General features: G+C 66.7%; 19 protein-coding genes. 5 read left to right on the top strand and 14 right to left on the bottom strand.

Annotation, left to right across the window (positions count from 1 at the left end):
• Positions 1 to 134: 134 nt before the first annotated feature.
• The 3 genes from mutS to katG all read left to right on the top strand — a co-directional run bounded on the left by mutS (position 135) and on the right by katG (position 5,878).
• Positions 135 to 2,756, top strand: a complete 2,622-nt coding sequence (gene mutS, locus AC07UW_RS03435; RefSeq protein WP_425507085.1) for a DNA mismatch repair protein MutS — start codon at positions 135 to 137, stop codon at positions 2,754 to 2,756.
• Between the two features lie 119 nt (positions 2,757 to 2,875).
• Positions 2,876 to 3,493 (top strand): DUF937 domain-containing protein, encoded by a 618-nt coding sequence (locus AC07UW_RS03430; protein WP_223494554.1) that lies wholly within the window; start codon positions 2,876 to 2,878, stop codon positions 3,491 to 3,493.
• 144 nt (positions 3,494 to 3,637) lie between these two features.
• Positions 3,638 to 5,878, top strand: a complete 2,241-nt coding sequence (katG, locus tag AC07UW_RS03425) for a catalase/peroxidase HPI (RefSeq protein ID WP_447944815.1) — start codon at positions 3,638 to 3,640, stop codon at positions 5,876 to 5,878.
• 147 nt (positions 5,879 to 6,025) lie between these two features.
• On the opposite strand, the gene AC07UW_RS03420 is transcribed toward katG, so the two are convergent.
• The 3 genes from AC07UW_RS03420 to AC07UW_RS03410 all read right to left on the bottom strand — a co-directional run bounded on the left by AC07UW_RS03420 (position 6,026) and on the right by AC07UW_RS03410 (position 8,009).
• Positions 6,026 to 7,222: a glycoside hydrolase family 5 protein gene (locus AC07UW_RS03420; protein ID WP_495211440.1), complete on the bottom strand. Its 1,197-nt coding sequence runs from the start codon at positions 7,220 to 7,222 to the stop codon at positions 6,026 to 6,028.
• A 130-nt stretch (positions 7,223 to 7,352) separates the two neighbouring features.
• Positions 7,353 to 7,760 (bottom strand): RNA-binding S4 domain-containing protein, encoded by a 408-nt coding sequence (locus AC07UW_RS03415; RefSeq protein ID WP_223494551.1) that lies wholly within the window; start codon positions 7,758 to 7,760, stop codon positions 7,353 to 7,355.
• 9 nt (positions 7,761 to 7,769) lie between these two features.
• Complete coding sequence (locus AC07UW_RS03410; protein ID WP_025873813.1) at positions 7,770 to 8,009, bottom strand: hypothetical protein; 240 nt, start codon at positions 8,007 to 8,009, stop codon at positions 7,770 to 7,772.
• A 62-nt stretch (positions 8,010 to 8,071) separates the two neighbouring features.
• On the opposite strand from AC07UW_RS03410, the gene AC07UW_RS03405 reads away from it, so the two are divergent.
• Positions 8,072 to 9,544 carry an MATE family efflux transporter gene (locus AC07UW_RS03405; protein WP_495211439.1) on the top strand — a complete coding sequence of 491 codons (1,473 nt, stop codon included), beginning with the start codon at positions 8,072 to 8,074 and terminating at the stop codon, positions 9,542 to 9,544.
• Between the two features lie 82 nt (positions 9,545 to 9,626).
• Here the strand turns inward: AC07UW_RS03405 and AC07UW_RS03400 are convergent, their stop codons facing one another.
• The 11 genes from AC07UW_RS03400 to ffh form a co-directional block, all read right to left on the bottom strand.
• On the bottom strand, positions 9,627 to 10,034 hold the full coding sequence (locus AC07UW_RS03400; protein WP_059063506.1) for a DUF1801 domain-containing protein: 408 nt from the start codon (positions 10,032 to 10,034) through the stop codon (positions 9,627 to 9,629).
• Between the two features lie 34 nt (positions 10,035 to 10,068).
• Positions 10,069 to 10,503, bottom strand: a complete 435-nt coding sequence (locus AC07UW_RS03395; RefSeq protein WP_495211438.1) for a DUF1801 domain-containing protein — start codon at positions 10,501 to 10,503, stop codon at positions 10,069 to 10,071.
• 76 nt (positions 10,504 to 10,579) lie between these two features.
• On the bottom strand, positions 10,580 to 10,954 hold the full coding sequence (locus AC07UW_RS03390) for a DUF6404 family protein (RefSeq protein WP_025873817.1): 375 nt from the start codon (positions 10,952 to 10,954) through the stop codon (positions 10,580 to 10,582).
• Between the two features lie 81 nt (positions 10,955 to 11,035).
• A complete protein-coding gene (gene rplS / locus AC07UW_RS03385; RefSeq protein WP_223494549.1) occupies positions 11,036 to 11,437 on the bottom strand; it encodes a 50S ribosomal protein L19 in 402 nt (133 codons plus the stop codon).
• A gap of 152 nt (positions 11,438 to 11,589) precedes the next feature.
• Positions 11,590 to 12,348 carry a tRNA (guanosine(37)-N1)-methyltransferase TrmD gene (gene trmD / locus AC07UW_RS03380; RefSeq protein ID WP_495211437.1) on the bottom strand — a complete coding sequence of 253 codons (759 nt, stop codon included), beginning with the start codon at positions 12,346 to 12,348 and terminating at the stop codon, positions 11,590 to 11,592.
• An 8-nt stretch (positions 12,349 to 12,356) separates the two neighbouring features.
• Positions 12,357 to 12,869 carry a ribosome maturation factor RimM gene (gene rimM, locus AC07UW_RS03375; protein ID WP_312786069.1) on the bottom strand — a complete coding sequence of 171 codons (513 nt, stop codon included), beginning with the start codon at positions 12,867 to 12,869 and terminating at the stop codon, positions 12,357 to 12,359.
• Positions 12,870 to 12,914: 45 nt separating this feature from the next.
• Positions 12,915 to 13,175 carry a 30S ribosomal protein S16 gene (gene rpsP / locus AC07UW_RS03370; protein ID WP_025873821.1) on the bottom strand — a complete coding sequence of 87 codons (261 nt, stop codon included), beginning with the start codon at positions 13,173 to 13,175 and terminating at the stop codon, positions 12,915 to 12,917.
• A 148-nt stretch (positions 13,176 to 13,323) separates the two neighbouring features.
• Positions 13,324 to 14,106, bottom strand: a complete 783-nt coding sequence (locus AC07UW_RS03365) for an aminotransferase class IV family protein (protein ID WP_495211436.1) — start codon at positions 14,104 to 14,106, stop codon at positions 13,324 to 13,326.
• Positions 14,103 to 15,179, bottom strand: coding sequence for an NAD(P)H-dependent flavin oxidoreductase (locus AC07UW_RS03360; RefSeq protein ID WP_495211435.1), 1,077 nt, complete (start codon positions 15,177 to 15,179; stop codon positions 14,103 to 14,105). The genes AC07UW_RS03365 and AC07UW_RS03360 overlap by 4 nt, the downstream gene beginning before the upstream one ends.
• A gap of 88 nt (positions 15,180 to 15,267) precedes the next feature.
• On the bottom strand, positions 15,268 to 15,702 hold the full coding sequence (locus AC07UW_RS03355; RefSeq protein WP_025873823.1) for a hypothetical protein: 435 nt from the start codon (positions 15,700 to 15,702) through the stop codon (positions 15,268 to 15,270).
• Between the two features lie 55 nt (positions 15,703 to 15,757).
• Entirely contained in the window at positions 15,758 to 17,134 is a 1,377-nt protein-coding gene (gene ffh / locus AC07UW_RS03350) for a signal recognition particle protein (protein ID WP_495211434.1), read from the bottom strand.
• Between the two features lie 122 nt (positions 17,135 to 17,256).
• Between ffh and AC07UW_RS03345 the strand changes: the two genes are divergently transcribed.
• A complete protein-coding gene (locus AC07UW_RS03345; RefSeq protein WP_025873825.1) occupies positions 17,257 to 18,051 on the top strand; it encodes a cytochrome C assembly family protein in 795 nt (264 codons plus the stop codon).
• Positions 18,052 to 18,086 lie beyond the last annotated feature (35 nt).

Raw genomic sequence — 18,086 nt, 5'->3', positions numbered from 1 at the left:
GTCGATCCGCCGTGTATCCGTCGCAACATCGATTTGATGCTCTTTGAGTGACCGCCGCAACCGTGGCGCAACGAAGAACCCCGTTACTCGCCGTCAGTGACCTGGATCGATCGCTACAACCGTAGGAAGCTCAATTGCAAACCACTGATTCAAAAGCGAAACCGTCTGCATCCAAGGCCAGTGCAGAGCACACGCCCCTCATGAAGCAGTTCTTCGCAGCCAAGTCCGACTATCCGGACCTGCTGCTGTTCTTCCGCATGGGCGACTTCTACGAGCTGTTCTACGACGACGCGCGCAAGGCCGCGCGCCTGCTCGACATCACCCTGACCCAGCGTGGCAGCTCCGGTGGTGCACCGATTCCGATGGCCGGCGTGCCGGTGCACGCCTACGAGGGTTACCTGGCACGACTGGTCGCGCTGGGCGAATCGGTGGCGATCTGTGAACAGATCGGCGACCCGGCACTGGCCAAGGGGCTGGTCGAACGCAAGGTGGTGCGCATCGTCACCCCCGGCACGGTCACCGACGAAGCGCTGCTGGATGAGCGCCGCGACACCCTGCTGATGGCCCTGTCGCGCAACAAGAACGGCTATGGGCTGGCCTGGGCCGACCTGGCCGGCGGCCGCTTCCTGGTCAACGAAGTGGACACCGATGACGCGCTGGAGGCCGAACTCGCGCGTTTGGAACCGGCCGAACTGCTGGTGCCGGATGAGGAGAACTGGCCGGAGTTCCTGCGCCAGCGCAGCGGGGTGCGTCGCCGCGCACCGTGGCTGTTCGACGCCGACAGTGGCCGCCGCCAGCTGCTGAACTTCTTCAAGCTGCATGACCTGAGCGGCTTCGGCATCGACGACAAGCCGCGCGCCACCGCCGCTGCCGGCGCCCTGCTCGGCTATGTCGAGGAAACCCAGAAACAGCGCCTGCCGCACCTGACCTCCATCTCGATGGAAACCGCCGGCGAAGCGATCGCGATGAACGCGGCAACGCGGCGCCATCTGGAGCTGGACACCCGCGTCGACGGCGATACCCGCAATACCCTGCTCGGCGTGCTCGACAGCACGGTGACGCCGATGGGCGGCCGCCTGCTGCGCCGCTGGCTGCATCGGCCGCTGCGCCTGCGCGAGGTGCTGGTGCAGCGCCACCACGCGGTGGAAACACTGATCGACCGTGGCGCGGACGCAGATATCCGCGAGCAGTTCCGCCGCCTCGGCGACCTGGAACGCATCCTCACCCGCGTCGCCCTGCGCTCGGCACGACCGCGCGACTTCTCCACCCTGCGCGATGGCCTCGGCCTGCTGCCGGCCGTACGTGAGGTGCTGGCACCACTGGATTCACCGCGCCTGCAGACCCTGCACGCCGCGCTCGGCGAACACGACGAATGCGCCCACCTGCTGGCCAGCGCGATCGCCGACATGCCGCCGCTCAAGCTCAGCGATGGTGGCGTGCTGGCCGATGGCTTCGACGCCGAGCTGGATGAGCTGCGCCGCCTGTCGACCCACGCCGACCAGTTCCTGGTCGACCTGGAGCAGCGCGAGCGCGAGAGCAGCGGCATCGCCACCCTGAAGGTCGGCTACAACCGTGTGCATGGCTACTACATCGAAATCAGCAAGGGCCAGTCCGACCGTGCGCCGGTGCACTACACCCGCCGGCAGACACTGACCAACGCCGAGCGCTACATCACCGAAGAACTGAAGGCGTTCGAAGACAAGGTGCTGTCCGCCCGCGACCGTTCGCTGTCGCGCGAAAAGTACCTGTACGAGCAGCTGCTGGACACGCTGGGCACCCAGCTGGAGCCGCTCAAGCAGTGTGCTGCCGCACTCAGCGAACTGGACGTGCTGGCCGCCTTCGCCGAACGTGCGCAGGCGCTGGACTGGGCGCGCCCGGAGCTGCAGGCCGAGCCGTGCCTGAAGATCGAGCGCGGCCGCCATCCGGTGGTGGAAGCGGTGCGTGACCAGCCGTTCGAGCCCAACGACCTGGACCTGCACCCGGACCGTCGCATGCTGGTCATCACCGGCCCGAACATGGGCGGTAAATCGACCTACATGCGGCAGAACGCGCTGATCGTGCTGCTGGCCCACATCGGCAGCTTCGTGCCGGCCAGCCGTGCGCTGATCGGCCCGATCGACCGCATCCTGACCCGCATCGGCGCAGGCGACGACCTTGCCCGCGGGCAGTCGACCTTCATGGTCGAGATGGCCGAAACCAGCTACATCCTGCATCACGCCACCGCGCATTCGCTGGTGCTGATGGACGAGATCGGCCGCGGCACGTCCACCTACGACGGCCTGGCCCTGGCCGACGCGGTAGCGCGCCACCTCGCCTACGAAAACCGCTGTTACACGCTGTTTGCGACCCATTACTTCGAACTGACCGCGCTGGCCGACGAACAGCACGAAGGCGGCCGCAGCGGCATCGCCAACGTGCATCTGGATGCCGTCGAGCACGGCGAAGCACTGGTGTTCATGCATGCAGTGAAGGACGGTCCGGCCAACCGCAGCTTCGGCCTGCAGGTGGCTGCCCTGGCCGGTCTGCCGCGTGCCACCGTGGCACAGGCGCGCCGACGCCTGGCCGAGCTGGAACAGCGCGGCGGCGAAAGCCATGCCGCCGAACTCGCCCCGCAGGCGCTGGATGCCCCGCAGCAGTTCGGGCTGTTTGCCGCCCCGCCGAACAAGGCGCAGGAGGCGCTGGCCGCGATCGACCCGGACGAGCTGACCCCGAAGCAGGCACTGGAAGCGCTGTACCGGTTGAAGGCGCTGCTGTAAGGCCGGCCGCAGGTTCCGCCGGCCCTGCCCGGCGGACGCCCGCCATGAAGCCTTCGCATTGCCGTCGTGTACACGGCGTTATGCTCGGGCGGTTCGTCCTTCACAGACCGGAGACCGCCATGAACACCGAATCCCTCGCTGCATCCCTTTTCCAGCAGCTGCAGCAGGGCCAAGGCCTGCAGCAGGTGTCGCAGCAGCTCGGCCTGGACAGCAGCCAGGCTACCCAGGCCGTCGGCAGCGCCCTGCCCCTGCTGCTCGGCGCAATGGGCCAGAACGCCAGTGAGCCGCAGGGTGCGCAGTCCCTCCTCAATGCCCTGCAGCGCGACCACCTTGGCTCGGCCGGCGGCGGTGGTGGCGGTTTCGACCTCGGCAGCATCCTCGGCGCGGTGATGGGCGGTGCCGGCGGCAACGCCACCAACGGTGCCGGCATCCTCGGCCACGTATTCGGTGGGCAGACCTCGCAGGCGGCCGAAGCGCTGGGCCAGAAGACCGGCCTGGACAGCGGCAAGTCCAGCCAGCTGCTGGCGATCCTTGCCCCCATCGTCATGTCGTTCCTGGCCCAGCGGTTTGCCCAGAGCGGCAACGCAGGCCAGCTCAGCCAGGCCCTCGGCCAGGAAGCACAGCAATCCGGCGGCGGCATCGGCAGCCTGCTTGGCGGTGCGCTCGACCAGGACGGCGATGGCCAGTTCGGCGCCAGCGATCTGTTCAAGCTCGGCGCGGGCCTGCTCAAGCGCTGATCGCGCACAACGATGCAAGCGCCGCCTGCCATAGGCGGCCACTATCGCATCGGTTGAATCAATCGAATTTACCCATCATTAGGCGATGCCTATGGTGGGTAAGCGATCTGATTCCCTCATTCGCCAGCCCACAGGTAGAGACCCATGAAAAGCGAAGCGAAGTGCCCGTTCAACCATGCCGTCGTCGGTGATGCGACGACCAACCGCGACTGGTGGCCGAACCAGCTGCGCGTGGACCTGCTCAACCAGCACTCCACGCGCTCCAATCCCCTTGATGCGGGCTTCGACTACGCCAAGGCCTTCAACGGGCTGGACTACAGCGCCCTGAAGGCCGACCTGAAGGCGTTGATGACCGACTCGCAGGACTGGTGGCCAGCCGACTTCGGCCACTACGGCGGCCTGTTCATCCGCATGGCGTGGCACAGCGCCGGTACCTACCGCATCGACGATGGCCGTGGCGGCGGTGGTCGCGGCCAGCAGCGCTTCGCCCCGCTCAACAGCTGGCCCGACAACGTCAGCCTGGACAAGGCGCGACGCCTGCTGTGGCCGATCAAGCAGAAGTATGGCCAGGCCATTTCCTGGGCCGACCTGCTGATCCTGACCGGCAACGTCGCACTGGAGTCGATGGGCTTCAAGACGCTCGGCTTTGCCGGCGGCCGTCCCGATACCTGGGAGCCGGACCAGGACGTGTACTGGGGCCGCGAGACCACCTGGCTCGGTGGCGACGTGCGTTACAAGCACGGCTCGGAGGGCGTGCAAGAGGACCACGGCGTGCTGGTGTCCGATGACGACGCTGATGGCGATGTGCACTCGCGCAAACTGGAAAACCCGCTGGCCGCGGTACAGATGGGCCTGATCTATGTGAACCCGGAAGGCCCGGATGGCAATCCCGATCCGGTGCTGGCCGCGCATGACATCCGCGACACCTTCGGCCGCATGGCGATGGACGATGAGGAAACCGTCGCCCTGATCGCCGGTGGCCACAGTTTCGGCAAGACCCATGGTGCAGGCCCGGCCGACAACGTCGGCAAGGAACCGGAAGCAGCGGGCCTGGAAAGCCAGGGCCTGGGCTGGGCCAACAGCTTCGGCAGCGGCAAAGGTGGCGACACCATCACCAGCGGCCTGGAAGTCACCTGGACCCGCACCCCCGCGCAGTGGAGCCACGATTTCTTCGAGATCCTGTTCGGCAACGAATGGGAGCTGAGCAAGAGCCCGGCCGGCGCCCACCAGTGGGTCGCCAAGAATGCGGATGCGGTGATTCCCGATGCGCACGATCCGTCGAAAAAGCACCGCCCGACGATGCTGACCACCGACCTGTCGCTGCGCATGGACCCGGCCTACGAAAAGATCTCGCGGAAATTCCTTGCTGATCCGCAGGCGTTCGCCGATGCCTTCGCCCGCGCCTGGTTCAAGTTGACCCATCGCGACATGGGCCCACGTGCGCGCTATCTCGGCCCGGAGATTCCAGCCGAGGAATTCATCTGGCAGGACCCGGTGCCGGAAGCCAGGCACCCGTTGATCGACGCCAAGGACATCGCCGCGCTGAAGCAGAAGATCGCAGCGACCGGCCTGAGCGTGGCCGAGCTGGTGTCCACGGCGTGGGCCTCGGCCTCGACCTTCCGCGGTTCGGACAAGCGCGGTGGCGCCAATGGTGCACGCGTGCGCTTGGCACCGCAGAAGGACTGGGCGGTGAACCAGCCGCAACAGCTGGCCAAGGTGCTGGCCGCGCTGGAAAAGGTCCAGGCCGAGTTCAACGGCACGGGCAGCAAGCAGGTGTCGCTGGCCGACCTGATCGTGCTGGCCGGTGGCGTCGGCATCGAGCAGGCGGCAAAGGCCGGCGGCCATGACCTGAGTGTGCCGTTCACCCCGGGCCGCACCGATGCCAGCCAGGAACAGACCGACGTCGAATCGTTCGCGGTGCTGGAACCGGCTGCCGATGGTTTCCGCAACTACCTCAAGGGCGCTTACAGCGTGCCGGGTGAGGCGTTGTTGATCGACAAGGCGCAGCTGCTGACCCTCACCGCACCGGAAATGACCGCGCTGGTCGGTGGCCTGCGCGTGCTCGGCACCAACGTCGATGGCGGCAGGCACGGCGTGTTCACCAACCGCCCCGGCACGTTGAGCAACGACTTCTTCGTCAACCTGCTGGACATGGGGACGACCTGGAAGGCGACCGGCCGCGAAAGCTATGAAGGCCGCGACCGCAACGATGGCGCTGCGCGCTGGACCGGCACCCGTGCGGATCTGGTGTTCGGTTCCAACGCCGTGCTGCGCGCGTTGGCCGAGGTGTATGCCAGTGCCGATGGCGAGAAGAAGTTCGTGCAGGATTTCATCGCCGCCTGGACGCGGGTGATGGAACTGGACCGCTACGACCTGCACGGTTGACCGGATATGGTAAGTGCCAACCTTGGTTGGCACGCGGCACGCGGCATAACGCCCACCAAGGTGGGCGAATACCAAAGCGTTCGCACCATGTTCTGGTAGATGCCAACCTTGGTTGGCACAGGACACAACGCCCACCAAGGTGGGCGACTACCGAGGCGCCCCTTCCTTCAACCGCTCCAGGATCGGCGCGAACAGCGGCGCCTGCATCGAACGCGGCGGCTGCGCTGCTTCGCCCTTTTCGATAGCCTGCCAGTACGCCCCCAGCAGCGGCTTGTCGCCCAGTTCGTAGTCCATGCCATCCCAACCGTCTTCGCGGAATGCGTAGAACGCCCAGTGCACCTTCTGCTGCTCGGCCACGTCCAGCACGTCGCGCAGGTAGCGGCCGCAGTCCGGCCAGCGGCGCATGCAGCCGAACTCACCGATCACCATCCGGTTGGCACCAATGCCATGTGTCTTCGCCCAGTCCATCGGCTGCTGCAGGTAGCTGCGCACGCGCGCGGCGTCCCAGCGCTCGCTGCGGTCGCCAAACGGCACTTCGGCGGGATAGCGGTACGGTTTGCTGCGCTTCTGGTTCGGCGCACTGGTGGCCGCGTACGGCTCGTACATGTGCACGCTGTAAAGCAGCTTCGTGTCCTGCAGGGGCGCCGGCCAGTAATCGAAGGCATCGGCCGCTGCGTACCAACCAGCGTCGAGCATCAGCGGCATGTCTGCATCGACCGCGCGCACACTGGCCACCAGTTCCGTGTACAGCTGGCGCAGATCGCGCGGTCCGCCCTGCACGCCCGCATACCACTTCAGCATGTCCTCGCGGGAGGCGTGTTCGGCCAGCGTGGTGCCGTATTCCGGCGCCGGCTCGTTGATCAGGTTGTAGCCGGCCAGCGCCGGATGCCCTTTCAGCGCGGCGGCAAGATCACGCCAGAAGCGCTGCGCAGGTGCGTGGTTGTCGAAGGACTGCCACAGGCGCTGGTCGACCACGTCACCGTTCTTCTGTTTCCAGCGCAGTAGCGGCAGTGAAAGCGGCACCAGCACCACCTTCAATCCCACGGCATTGGCGTCATCCAGCGCGCGACGCAGCGTGGCCACGTCGGCATCGACCAGTCCTTGATAGTGGTCGGCATCGCCCATCAGGAAATCGCGGCCGCCGGCACTGCGCCACTTGTCCGGGGTCAGTCGTACCCAGGTGGCGCCGGTGTCACGCAGGCCCTGGAAGTAGGCACGGTCGGGCGGCGTTTCGTTGAAGCTGTTGCCACCGCGCTGCGGGGTATCCCAGAAGGTGATGTCGGCGGCGAACACCGGGACGGCGGCGGACAGGGCCAGGCACAGCAGGCTGCGGCGCAGGAACATGGTGGGCTTCCATGAGGAGGACGATCCAACGTGCGGGGCGCAAGCCGAACGGTGGCTGAGCGTAGGCGGCAAAGCGCCCACCAAGGTGGACGGCTACCGGAGCGCGAGCCGGTTCAGTCCGGTCACTGCGTCAAAGCGCATCGAGATCACCCAGGGCGCGGATCAACCGTCGCGCGCGCTTGTCCGGCTTGTGCTCCGGCGCCTGGTAGCCATCACGCGCGGCAATGCGCAGCGCACGCTGTTCGGCGCGGCGCGCCTTGGAGGCCTCGCTCTCGGCATACAGCTGCTGCGCCACCGGCGCCGGACCGCGCTGGTCGCTCAGGCCCAGCACCTGGATCTCGAAGTGTTCTTCACCGCGATCGACCAGCAGCTGCTCTCCCACGCGTACTGCGCGTGAGGATTTCGGGCGCTGCCCGGCCACGGATACCTTGCCGGTCTCGATCGCCTGTTTGGCCAGGCTGCGGGTCTTGAAGAAGCGGGCCGCCCACAACCAGATGTCCAGACGGACGCTGGGCGCCAACGGGGAAAGCTCGGACATCGGTAGGGACTACTCCGTTCGCTTGTTCAGGGGACGCGGATTATCGGGGTCGGTGCGGCAGCCGCTGCCCCCGATCAATGCCGGTGTGCCGGCCGCCAGGTCCTGGCGCTGGCTGCCGACCAGGCACTCGGGGCGGTCGGTCGGCCGCACCTGGGTATCGCCGAGCCGGTCACCTGACGAACATGCGGCCAGCGCCGCTGCGATCAAGGCCGCCACGATCATCCGCATCGCCTGTTGTGGTTGATGCATTGCCACATCCTGCAAACCGGCTTGATGCTAGTGTGCGCCTCCCGGGAATCGATCACCACTCCATGGCCAAAGCGCAGCTTGACCTGACCTCCGGCCCGATAGGCCGCAACCTGCTGCTGTTCGCGCTGCCGATCCTGGCAGGCAACATCGCGCAGTCGCTGAACGGCTCGGTGAACGCGGTATGGGTGGGGCGCTTCCTTGGCGAAGCGGCACTGACCGCGACCGCGAACGCCAACAACATCATGTTCTTCCTGATCGGTTCGGTGTTCGGCTTCGGCATGGCCTCGACCATCCTGATCGGCCAGGCCATCGGCGCACGCGACATCGCCCAGGCACGGCGCGTGGTCGGCACCAGCGCCACGTTCTTCATCGGCCTGTCGGTGATCATCGCCATCGCCGGCTGGTTCCTGGCCCACCCGCTGCTGGCGGCGATGGGCACGCCTGCCGCCTCGCTGCCGTTGGCCGAGGCCTACCTGCGCATCATCTTCCTGGCGATGCCGACGCTGTACGCCTTCGCCTTCCTCAGTGCGGCGCTGCGTGGTGCCGGCGATTCGCGCACGCCGTTCCGCTTCCTGCTGGTCTCGGTGGTGCTGGACATCGCCCTGAACCCGGTGCTGATCTTCGGCATGGGGCCGTTCCCGGAACTGGGCATCGCCGGCTCGGCCTGGGCCACGCTGGTGTCGCAGACGCTGTCGCTGGCCGGCCTGCTGCTGTACATGCGGCACAAGCGGCACACGCTGTGGCTGGGCCGCGCCGACATGCACCTGTTCAAGCTGGACATGACCATCCTGCGCGCGCTGGTGGTCAAGGGCGTGCCGATGGGCCTGCAGATGGTGCTGATCTCGCTGTCGGTGATCATGCTGATGACGATGGTCAACCAGTACGGCACCGACACCGGCGCAGCCTACGGTGCGTCGCTGCAGCTGTGGAACTACGTGCAGATGCCGGCGATGGCGATCGGTGCGGCATGCTCGTCGATGGCCGCGCAGAATGTCGGTGCGCAGCGCTGGGATCGCGTGCGCGGTACCGCGCGCCAGGGCATCGCGTTCAACTTCCTGCTGACCGGCGCGTTGATCCTGCCGCTGGTGCTGCTGGACCAGTACTCGCTGGCCTTGTTCCTGCCGCAGGGCAGCGAGTCGCTGCAGATCGCGCGGCACCTGAACCACATCGTGATCGGTTCATTCCTGTTCTTCGGCGTCAGCTTCGTGATTTCCGGCGTGGTGCGCTCCACCGGCGCGGTGCTGCCGCCGCTGCTGATCCTGGCCGCGTCGCTGTGGGGCGTGCGCGTGCCATTCGCCGAATTCCTGCAGCCGTACTGGGGTGCCGATGCGATCTGGTGGAGTTTCCCGGCCGGCTCGCTGGTGTCGATGCTGCTGTCGCTGGCGTATTACCGCTGGGGTGGCTGGCGCAAGGCGAAGATGATCAGTACACCGGTGCATGCCGAAGAACTCGCCACGCCCTCGGAGATTCCCGCCTGTCCGCCTTCGCCGGTGGCCGACCCGGATGCGGCGCTGGAAACCATTCCACCGCGTTGAACATGCACCGGTAGTGCCGGCCGCTGGCCGGCAATTCCATGGACGCCGCAGACATCGCGCAGTTGCCGGCCAGCGGCCGGCACTACCGCTTTTTCTTTTCCGCGTTGTGCCTGGCGGCGGCGCGCAGCAGTGCTTTCAGCGCCGCGGCGTTGGGCATGCCGCCTTCGTGGATGTCGATCGCGCGGCGTGTGCCGCCTTCCAGGCTGGCATTGAACAGACGCTTCGGGTCCGGCAACGCGGCGCCGTGGGCGAAGGTCAGCTTCACCGCCTGCTTGTAGGTTTCACCGGTGCACAGGATGCCGTTGTGTTCCCACACCGGTGTGCCGCGCCATTTCCAGGTTTCCTCCACGTCAGGCAGCGCCTCGTGGATCAGCGCGCGCACGCGGGCGAGGATGTCGCCGCGCCAATCAGCGAGCTCGGCGATGCGGGCGTCAATCAGGGCGGCAGCGGGGAGAGCGGCATCTGCGGGATCGGACTTCTGCGTGGCCATCGCGTGGTCTCGTTCGGGGAAAGAACCTGGGGGATTACATGCGTTCGCCAGGCAGCTGGCTGGCCTGTCGCACCCAGTCGAGGAAGCCCGCCTCGTCCAGCTGCTCGTCCTCAAGGATGTGCAGGTAGCGCGTGTCGGCGCTCTTGGACGGTTCAGGCGGAACAGGCTGCAACAGCGCACCGCGGAAGAACGCGACCTTGATGTAGCGGGCGAAGCAATGGAAGCTGAGGAACCAGCCCTCGCCGGCAGCAACGCCGTACATCGGCGAGTTCCATTTCACTGCCTTGTGCACACCGGGCACGGCCTGTTCGATCAGGGCGTCCAGACGCTCACCAACGGCCCGTTTCCAGTCCGGCATGGCAGCGATATAAGCCTGCACGGGCGCATCGCCCTCACCCTTGGCGATCTGCGGGTTACCGCCGGACAGCAGCTTCGGCGCGGCACTGCTGGCAGGTCGCTTGGCGGGCATCGCAGGGGCCATGAGGGTCGAAGGCCCGAGCGTACGCCGCCGCCCGGCAGCGGTCACGGCGCACTGCGCCATGGTCTCAGAGGCTGCTGCGGAACTGCCGCCAGGTGGGCAGCTTGCGGGCCCCGCGCAGGAACCACATCAGGGTGGCCATCACCAGGCCGAACATCACGCCTGCCGCCACCCCGGCAAGCAACAGCAGTTCCAGCGCCGGGGCCCTGCCCTGCCACAACAGCAGCCACATCAGTACCGTCCAGAACACGCCAAACAGCAGGCCCTGCAGCAGCGTATTGGTCAGGAAACCGGCCAGTATCGGCGGCGGAAGCGCGACACCCAGCCGCCACAGCATGCGGTGCAGCAAGGGGGCCGCTTCCCTCCGTGGCACCCCGGAACGGTCCAGGAAGCGCAACGCCACCTGGATGTCCGCCGGATATCGATGGTCGGTCTCATCCATCCATTGAAACTAACGAGGCGGCACCACAAACGCAAACGGCCGCCCGAAGGCGGCCGTCGCGGCAACAACCGAAGTTGTTTATCAGCCCTTGGTCGCCAGGCGGGCAGCCTTGGCGGCAGCAGCAGCAGCCAGATCTTCCTTGATGCGGGCAGCCTTGCCTTCCAGGCCACGCAGGTAGTACAGCTTGCCGGCGCGGACCTTACCACGACGCTTCACTTCGACCGAGTCGATGATGGCGCTGTGGGTCTGGAACACGCGCTCGACGCCGTAACCGTGCGAGATCTTGCGCACGGTGAACGAGGAGTTCAGGCCGCCGTTCTTGGTCGCGATGACAACGCCTTCATAGGCCTGCACGCGCTCGCGGGTACCTTCCTTCACCTTCACGTTGACGACAACGGTGTCGCCCTGGCTGAACTGCGGCAGTTCACGGGTGATCTGGGCGGATTCGAATTCCGCGACGATGGACTTGTTCAGCTTGCTCATGGGTTACACCGATTCATTGTTCGGGTGGGCGTGTCATTCGACAGCGTGGGCTCATGCAGTCACCGGACTGTGCTGCACGTTTGTTTTGGGTACTGCGCACCGGCCGAGGCCGGCGGTAATTGGCCATGATAGCCGATAAAGCAGGGCTGGCGCTAGGCCTTGCCCTTTTCCGCCGGGACCTGGCGGGCCAGGGCCAGCAGCTTGCGGTCGGCCTTGCCCAGCGCCTGTTCATCCAGCAGGTCCGGGCGCCGCTGTGCGGTACGGATCAACGACTGCTGCCGGCGCCAGGCGGCGATGGCGGCATGGTTGCCCGAGCGCAGCACGTCCGGCACGTCCCCCAGCGCATGCTGGGCCGGCTGGCTGAAATGCGGGCAGTCGAGCAGGCCGAGGTCGCCCTCGAAACTGTCCTGCGCCGCGGATTCGGCGTCATTCAAGGCGCCTTCCTGCAGCCGGGCCACCGCGTCGATGATGACCGCCGCCCCCAGCTCGCCGCCGGACAACACGTAGTCGCCGAGGGAAATCTCCTCATCGACATTGGCGGTCAGGAAACGCTCGTCGATGCCTTCATAGCGGCCGCAGAGCAGGACCATGCGCGGCAATGCCGCCAGTTCCCGCACCTTGGCCTGGGTCAACGGCGCGCCCTGCGGGCTGAGATGGATCACCCGCGCAGGCGTCGGATCGGCCTCACGGATCGCCTGCAGGCAGGCCTGCAGCGGTTCGATCAGCATCACCATGCCCGGGCCACCGCCGAACGGACGATCGTCCACCCGGCGGTAGTTGCCCTCGGCGTAGTCACGGGGATTCCAGCCATGCAGGCTGAACAATCCCTTTTCCTGCGCACGGCCGACCACGCCCAGCCCAGCGGACTGGGCGAGGAAATCGGGGAACAGGGTGATGACGTCGAAACGCATGCTCACACTCAGAACTCGGGGTCCCAGTCGACCACGACCAGATTGGCCTCGAAGTCGACGGATTTGACGAACTCCGGCACGACGAACGGAATCATCCGCTCGCGATCACCGCGTACGACCACCACATCGTTGGCGCCGGTACTGAACAGGTGCGAGACCTGGCCGAGGGCAACGCCTTCGACGGTCTTCACATCCAGGCCTTCCAGATCGACCCAGTAATACTCGTCGGCATTCGGCGGCGGCAGCGCACTGCGGGCCACGAAGACCTCGGTGCCATGCATCGCCTCGACCGTGTCGCGATCCTCGATGCCCGGAAAACGGGCCACAAGGTGCTTGCCGGTATCCCGGCCACGGGCGCCTTCAAGCGTCGATTCCTGCCCGTTGGGGCTGCGCAGGATCCACGGTTGGTAACGGAAAATAGCGGAACGCGGCTCGGTCCAGGACTCGAGCTTTATTTCGCCGCGCACACCAAAAGCGCCGACAACCCTGCCAAGCAGGATGCGGCGCTCGTTATCTTTCATCTGCGTTCAATCAGATGGGCCGCACCAGGGCGCGGCCCGTCAGGATCAGGCCGCAGCGGCCTGGGACTTGCTCGCTTCCTTGATCAGGTTGCGAACTTTCTCGGTCGGCTGGGCGCCGTTCTTGACCCAATGGTCAACGCGGGCCAGGTCCAGCTCGATACGCTTCTCGCCGCCCTGTGCAACCGGGTTGTAGAAGCCAACGCGCTCGATGTTGCGGCCGTCGCGGGCGCTGCGGACGTCGGTGACGATGATGTGGTAGAACGGACGCTTCTTGGCGCCGCCGCGGGTCAGTCGAATCTTGACCATGGTGGTTTTTTCCTATTGCCCAGTCGCCAGGATGGCGCGGTAAGCGGGCGATTATAGCGGCAGAGTTCGGCCGAGCCAACCCCGGGCGTGTACCCCGGGGTCAGATCCCTTTTACCGAGCAAAAGGGATCTGACCCGAACGGTTCCATTCAGGAAAGCGACTGCCAGGGCACTCGGGCCAACACCGCCCTGCCCTGTTCAGCCAGGGCCTGCGAACCCGGCAGCGCCTGACCATTGATGGCATCCAGCGCCCACAACCCGCTGGCGTTGCAGGCGAAAGCCGCCCGCATGCCGACCAGCTCATCCAGCCGCAACGGCCGGGTCTGCTGCGGCCCCACCCAGCCTGCCCGCAGAAGTGCCTCAGCGGTTCCCCGCAGCGCAGGCGCCTGCGGCCAGATCAGGTGTCCCCCGTCATGCACGGCCAGGTTCCAGGTCGTGCCCTCGCTGATCTGCCCATTGGCGGTCACGAACAGCGCATCGTCGAAACCCGCTGCCAACGCTGCACGGCGCTGGGCGAACAGGCCAAACGTACCGACATGCTTGATCTGCGGCAGCTCTCGCTGCCATGTCGCGCTGCGTACGCGTTTCGGCGCGGTCAGCGCGACCGGCGCGGAGACGGCAACCAGTACATCCACCGGCACGCTTGCCAGCGGCGCGCGGAAATCGAAACGGCGCGAGTACACGGTGACCCGCATCGATGCGTCGACCTGGCCGGCCTGTTGCAGCGCCTGCGTCATCCACGCCTGCACCTGCGCGATATTGAGCACGCTGCCGAACAGTTCCTGCGTTGCCTTGGCCAGCCGCTGCAGATGCAGATCAAGCCCCTGCACCGCGCGGCCGCGCACCTGCAACGAGGTGAAGTGGCCGTAGTTGGTCAGCGCCGGCAGCAGGTCTTCGGCCCGCGCCGTTGCGCCGTTGCAGGTCACCGTCATCGCAGCAGCGCCTGCGCCTGTTCCCACATGCCACGCAGCACGTCGGCGGCCGGCGCTGCCGGTGCCATCCACGCCGACTGCCCGGCCCAGGCCTGCATCGCAGCAAGCCGGTTTTCCTGCGTGGCCTGCTTGCGCATCGGTCGAGTCAGGCCACGCTGCACCGGGTACGGGCGCGGCGCGGGTGCACCCTCGGCAGCAGCTGCACGCACGTAGGCAGTCGCCAGGCCACGGCCCAGGCGACCACTGAAAGCGCGGGTCGGCCAGGTGTCTTCGGGTTCGCTGCGGGCCAACGCATCGGCCCATGCCGGCGCCACCGCTGCTTCCGGTGTGCGCAGGAAGGCCGTGCCGATCTGCACGGCGCTGGCCCCGAGCATCAGGGCAGCAGCAATGCCGCGACCATCGCCGATTCCGCCCGCAGCGATCACCGGAATACTCAGGTTGTCCGCCAGCCGCGGCAGCAGTGCGAACAGGCCGACCAGCTGCTGTTCTGCACGTATCGGATCGAAGGCGCCGCGATGGCCGCCGGCTTCGGCGCCCTGCGCGACCACCGCGTCAGCACCCGCGTCCTGCGCAGCGCGCGCTTCGGCCAGCGTCGTAGCGCAGGCGATCCAGGCGATGCCCGCATCCTTCAACTGCTGCACATGACGCGGCGACAGCACGCCCATGATGGTCGAGGCCACCGCCGGCCGTGCCGCCAGCAGCGCACTGAACTGCTCCTCGAAATCGGCAGGCGTGGCATCCGCTGCGCTGGCCGCAACCTCCGGCCCCCACTGGCCGAGAAACGCACGCGTGCTGGCCTCGGCGGCCACATCGCGCACCGGCGCGGGATCGGGCAACCACAGGTTCACCTGCGCCGGCCCGCTGGACGCTGCACGGAAGTCCTGCATCCAGCGACCGATATCCGCCGCCGGCGACAACACGGCCCCCATCGCGCCCATGCTGCCGGCGTTGGCCAGCGCGGCGGAAAGCGGAACCGGACAGGCACCGGCCATCGGTGCCAGCAGGATCGGCAGCTGCAATGAAAAACGCCGACAGAAATCGTCGGCGCGTTCGAGAATCGGCGAAAGGCTCACGCGACGCACCTGTGGGAGGAGTCGCTGCCAGCATACGCCAGACACTGTGGACGGGAGCGTCGCCTCGGGCGATCCGCTCCCGCCTGGCTCAGCGTGCAGACACCGCGTAGGTGCGGACCAGCTGGCTGTCCATTTCTTCGTTGAACTTGAACGTCACATAGCGCGCGTCATCAGCGGCGAACTCTTCCTCGGCGCTGGCGCGACCGATCTCGGTGCCCTCCGCATCCAGCGCACGCGCCACCAGCTTGCCCTTGAACGCCTTGTCGGCCACCACGTACACCGCCGCGTCCTTGGAGCCCATGCCACGGCTCTTGCCGAGGGTGACGGTGAGGCCCTGCGCGGCCAGGCCCGGATCGGCCTGCAGCGTCACGTTCATGCGCTTGTCCACGCCCTCGCCCAGCCCGGCGACGAAATCGGCAGCGGTACCACTGATGGCACTACCGGCCTTCTGCGACACGGAGGTGTCGTCCTTGCAGGCAACCAGGCCCAGGGCCAGCGCCATCACCACGATCGACTTGTTCATGCACATTCCTTTGATTGATTCCGCGGGTTGTTCAAGCGTTCGATACAGCGCGCGCTCAGCGGAACGGCATGCCACGGCCGCCCATGGCGCCCATCATGCCCTTCATGCTGCGCATCATGCCCTTCATGCCGCCACCGGCCATCTTGCTCATCATCTTTTCCATCTGCATGTACTGCTTCATGAGCTTGTTGACGTCGGCCGGGGTCACGCCCGAGCCCTTGGCGATGCGGGCGCGACGCGAGCCATTGAGCAGGTTCGGGTTGCGCCGTTCCTTCTTGGTCATCGAGCCGATGATGGCGATCATGCGCGGCACTTCCTTGCCCTGGCTGACCTGCTGCTTGAGGTGCTCGGGAATCTGGCCCAGGCCCGGCAGCTTGTCCATCAGGCCGCCAATGCCGCCCATGTTCTGCATCTGCTCGAGCTGGTCGCGCATGTCGTTCAGATCGAACTTCTTGCCCTTGGCGACCTTCTCGGCCAGCTTCTGCGCCTTGTCCTTGTCGACCTGCTGCTCGACCTGCTCGACCAGCGACAGCACGTCGCCCATGTCGAGGATGCGGCTGGCGATACGGTCCGGGTGGAACACGTCCAGGCCTTCCGGCTTTTCGCTGACACCGACGAACTTGATCGGCTTGCCGGTGATGTAGCGCACGCTCAGCGCGGCGCCGCCACGGGCGTCACCGTCGGTCTTGGTCAGGACCACGCCGGTCAGCGGCAACGCATCACCGAAGGCCTTGGCGGTATTGGCCGCGTCCTGGCCGGTCATGGCATCGACCACGAACAGCGTTTCAGCCGGGTTGACCGCAGCGTGCAGGGCCTTGATCTCGGCCATCATCGCTTCGTCGATGGCCAGGCGGCCGGCGGTATCGACCAGCAGCACGTCGACGAACGACTTGCGCGCGTCATCGATGGCGGCGCGGACGATGGCCTCCGGCTTCTGCTCGGCGCTGGATGGGAAGAACATCACGCCCACCTGGTCGGCCAGCGTCTTCAGCTGCTCGATCGCCGCCGGACGGTAGACGTCGGCCGAGACCACCATCACCTTCTTCTTGCGCTTTTCCTTCAGGTGCTTGGCCAGCTTGCCGACCGTGGTGGTCTTACCGGCGCCCTGCAGGCCCGCCATCAGGATGATGGCCGGCGCGGGAACGTTGAGGTTCAGGTCGCTGGCTTCGGCGCCCATCACCGCGGTCAGCTCGTCGCGCACGACCTTGATCAGGGCCTGGCCCGGGGTCAGCGACTTCAGCACTTCCTGGCCGACCGCACGCACCTTGATGCGTTCGATCAGGGCCTGCACCACCGGCAGCGCGACGTCGGCTTCAAGCAGGGCGATGCGGACCTCGCGGGTCGCCTCGCGGATGTTCTCTTCGGTCAGGCGGCCACGGCCGCGCAGGCGCTCGATGGTGCCGGAAAGGCGCTGGGTCAGGGACTCGAACATGCGGCGCAACCTGTCTGAAAGCGGGGGACAATAAGGCCCACAGTATAACGGGTCCATCGCGCTCCCCGGACTGCGACGCCACGCCCGTCGCCAGCACCGCGGGGGTATGCGAAACTTCAACGATGACAATCGTTCTCATCGCCGTCCTGCTCTACCTGGCCGCCAGCGCCCTGCTGGTGCGCGCCCTTGGTCGCAACGACGGGGTGACCTCGCCCGCGTGGCTGTGGCCTGCGCTGCCGGCGATGCTGCTGCATGGCGGTTACCACGTGCTGGTGGCGATGCGCACGACCGGCGGCCCGGACATGCACTTCTTCGCCGCGTTGTCGCTGGTCGGCCTGGGAATGGCCTGGCTGACCTCGCTGGTGGGCGCGCGCGGGCGCATGTCCACCCTGGGCGTGGTGGTGTTCCCGCTGGCCGCGCTGCTGCTGGTGGTCTACCACGGCTACGGCCATGAACCGAGCAAGGTGCTGGGCTGGCGCCTGGCCAGCCACGCCTGGCTGGCACTACTGGCCTACGCCACGCTGAGCATCGCCGCGCTGCTGGCGATCATGCTATGGCTGCAGGAGCGTGCGCTGCGGCGCCGTGAATTCCGTCCGTGGCTGCGTGCGCTGCCGCCGATGGCCGATCTGGAATCGCTGCTGTTCAGGGTGATCACCGTCGGCTTCGCCCTGCTGACCCTGACCCTGGTTACCGGCGTGCTGTTCGTCGACGACCTGCTGGCGCAGAAGCTGGTGCACAAGACGGTTCTGAGCGTGCTGTCGTGGATCGTGTTCGGCGTGCTGCTGATCGGCCGCCGCCGCTATGGCTGGCGCGGCACGAAGGCAGTGCATTGGACGCTGACGGCGATGCTGTTGCTGCTGCTGGCGTTCTTCGGCAGCCAGTTCGTGATCGAGCTGGTGTTCGGGCATTCGCGATAGAGGCGTGCCGACCAACGGTCGGCACCCACCCCAAC

The sequence above is a fragment of the Stenotrophomonas sp. GW821-FHT02D01 genome (assembly GCF_059421765.1).
This window is presented reverse-complemented; position numbering and strand designations above follow the sequence as displayed.

Bases quoted from the DNA above. Each gene is read 5' to 3' on its own strand.
- AC07UW_RS03415 (WP_223494551.1), bottom strand. From the start codon at position 7,760: ATGTCCGAGCTTTCCCCGTTGGCGCCCAGCGTCCGTCTGGACATCTGG.
- katG (WP_447944815.1), top strand. From the start codon at position 3,638: ATGAAAAGCGAAGCGAAGTGCCCGTTCAACCATGCCGTCGTCGGTGAT.
- AC07UW_RS03355 (WP_025873823.1), bottom strand. From the start codon at position 15,702: ATGAACAAGTCGATCGTGGTGATGGCGCTGGCCCTGGGCCTGGTTGCC.
- rplS (WP_223494549.1), bottom strand. From the start codon at position 11,437: ATGAGCAAGCTGAACAAGTCCATCGTCGCGGAATTCGAATCCGCCCAG.
- AC07UW_RS03420 (WP_495211440.1), bottom strand. From the start codon at position 7,222: ATGTTCCTGCGCCGCAGCCTGCTGTGCCTGGCCCTGTCCGCCGCCGTC.
- AC07UW_RS03395 (WP_495211438.1), bottom strand. From the start codon at position 10,503: ATGCCCGCCAAGCGACCTGCCAGCAGTGCCGCGCCGAAGCTGCTGTCC.
- ffh (WP_495211434.1), bottom strand. From the start codon at position 17,134: ATGTTCGAGTCCCTGACCCAGCGCCTTTCCGGCACCATCGAGCGCCTG.
- AC07UW_RS03345 (WP_025873825.1), top strand. From the start codon at position 17,257: ATGACAATCGTTCTCATCGCCGTCCTGCTCTACCTGGCCGCCAGCGCC.
- AC07UW_RS03400 (WP_059063506.1), bottom strand. From the start codon at position 10,034: ATGGCCACGCAGAAGTCCGATCCCGCAGATGCCGCTCTCCCCGCTGCC.
- AC07UW_RS03390 (WP_025873817.1), bottom strand. From the start codon at position 10,954: ATGGATGAGACCGACCATCGATATCCGGCGGACATCCAGGTGGCGTTG.
- AC07UW_RS03405 (WP_495211439.1), top strand. From the start codon at position 8,072: ATGGCCAAAGCGCAGCTTGACCTGACCTCCGGCCCGATAGGCCGCAAC.
- AC07UW_RS03410 (WP_025873813.1), bottom strand. From the start codon at position 8,009: ATGCATCAACCACAACAGGCGATGCGGATGATCGTGGCGGCCTTGATC.
- AC07UW_RS03365 (WP_495211436.1), bottom strand. From the start codon at position 14,106: ATGACGGTGACCTGCAACGGCGCAACGGCGCGGGCCGAAGACCTGCTG.
- trmD (WP_495211437.1), bottom strand. From the start codon at position 12,348: ATGCGTTTCGACGTCATCACCCTGTTCCCCGATTTCCTCGCCCAGTCC.
- rpsP (WP_025873821.1), bottom strand. From the start codon at position 13,175: ATGGTCAAGATTCGACTGACCCGCGGCGGCGCCAAGAAGCGTCCGTTC.
- AC07UW_RS03430 (WP_223494554.1), top strand. From the start codon at position 2,876: ATGAACACCGAATCCCTCGCTGCATCCCTTTTCCAGCAGCTGCAGCAG.
- rimM (WP_312786069.1), bottom strand. From the start codon at position 12,869: ATGAAAGATAACGAGCGCCGCATCCTGCTTGGCAGGGTTGTCGGCGCT.